The organism is Pseudonocardia sp. D17, assembly GCF_036984265.1.
Lineage (GTDB): Bacteria > Actinomycetota > Actinomycetes > Mycobacteriales > Pseudonocardiaceae > Pseudonocardia > Pseudonocardia benzenivorans.
In genome coordinates this window covers 1-1,525 of the sequence record NZ_BPRG01000138.1, presented here as the reverse complement: position 1 = coordinate 1,525, position 1,525 = coordinate 1, and the positions used below count along the sequence as shown (strand labels likewise).

The window sequence follows — 1,525 nt, the reverse complement described above, 5'->3', positions numbered from 1 at the left end:
GCTCACTGGTGCACCCTCCTTGTGTCCGAGTCGGATCGTTGATCCAGGATTCGGGCGCACCTGAGGTTCCCACCGGGCCATCGCCCTGCTCGCTCGACCTTCGAGGTCCGGCGTGAGTTCAGCGAGGTCCGGTGGCCCAGGACGCGCCGACTGGCTACAGGGCTGAGCACCGTCGAGTGCCGATCAGTGAGCGACCGGCTGCCGCGTCCCGGGACCACCGGGTGTCTTCCCACTGCGCCAACAGCGAGGAGACGACCATGAGTGTCACCGAGACCGCGCCGTCGGTCGACCCGCACCGCCCGACCGGCGGGGTGGACTGGGCCAAGGACGACCACGCCGTCTGCGTCCTCGCCCCGGACGGCGAACAGCTCCAGCGCTTCTCCGTCACCCACGACCGGACCGGGCTGCGCACGATGGTCGGGCGCCTGTCCAAGGCCGGGGTGGTCGAGGTCGGCATCGAGCGCCCGGACGGCCCCGTGGTCGACGCCCTGCGACAAGCCGGACTGGTCGTGTTCGTGATCCCACCCGGACAGCTCAAAAACCTGCGTTCGCGCTACGGCTCGGCCGGGAACAAAGACGACCGCTTCGACGCCTACGTCCTCGCCGACACCGTCCGAACCGACCGCCGCCGCCTGCGCCCCCTGCTGGTCGACACCCCCACCACCACCGCGCTGCGCCAGAGCGTGCGGGCCCGGCGTGACCTGGTCGCCCACCGTGTCGCGGTGGCCAACCAGCTGCGCGCTCACCTGCAGATCTGCCTGCCCGCCGTGATCGGGCTGTTCTCCGACATCGACTCGCAGATCAGCCTGCGCTTCCTGGAGCGCTTCACCACCCAGACCCAGATCGACTGGCTCACCCCACGACGACTGGCATCCTGGCTGGCATCGGTCGGCTACTGCGGCCGCATGGACCCCACCGTCCTGCACACCCGCCTGACCAGCGCACCCCGCGGCCACACCGGACCCGAAGCCGACACCGCTGCTGCGGTGACCGCCGCCTACGTCACAGTGCTGCGCACACTCACCACACAGATCGCCGAGCTCGCCGCCCGCATCAGCGAGCAGCTCGATCTCCACCCCGACGCACAGATCTTCACCAGCCTGCCCCGCGCCGGCCGAGTCCGCGCCGCACGCATGCTCGCCGAGATCGGCGACGCCCGCGGCCGCTTCCCCACCCCGGACTCGCTGGCCTGCCTCGCCGGTGTCGCCCCCTCGACCCGCCAGTCCGGCAAGGCCCGCGCCGTGTCGTTCCGCTGGGGCGCCGACAAACAACTCCGCGACGCCATCTGCGACTTCGCCGGCGACAGCATCAAAACCAACCCATGGGCCGCCGACCTCTACCAACGAGCCCGAACCCGCGGTCACGACCACCCCCACGCCGTCCGCGTCCTGGCCCGAGCCTGGATCGGTGTCATCTGGGCCTGCTGGCACAGCCACACCCCCTACGACCCCGACCGACACCACGCCCTTCAACGCGTCCTCAACCAAGATCAACCAGCGGCGGCTTGACACAGGGCAACTCACGC

Annotated in this window: 1 protein-coding gene; it reads left to right on the top strand. The window is 70.4% G+C overall.

What is annotated here, in order from left to right:
- Positions 1-257: 257 nt before the first annotated feature.
- Entirely contained in the window at positions 258-1,508 is a 1,251-nt protein-coding gene (locus tag PSD17_RS21345) for an IS110 family transposase (RefSeq protein WP_013674581.1), read from the top strand.
- Positions 1,509-1,525: the final 17 nt, after the last annotated feature.

What these genes read in the sequence shown, in the direction of transcription:
- PSD17_RS21345 (WP_013674581.1), top strand. Translation starts at nt 258, where the DNA reads ATGAGTGTCACCGAGACCGCGCCGTCGGTCGACCCGCACCGCCCGACC.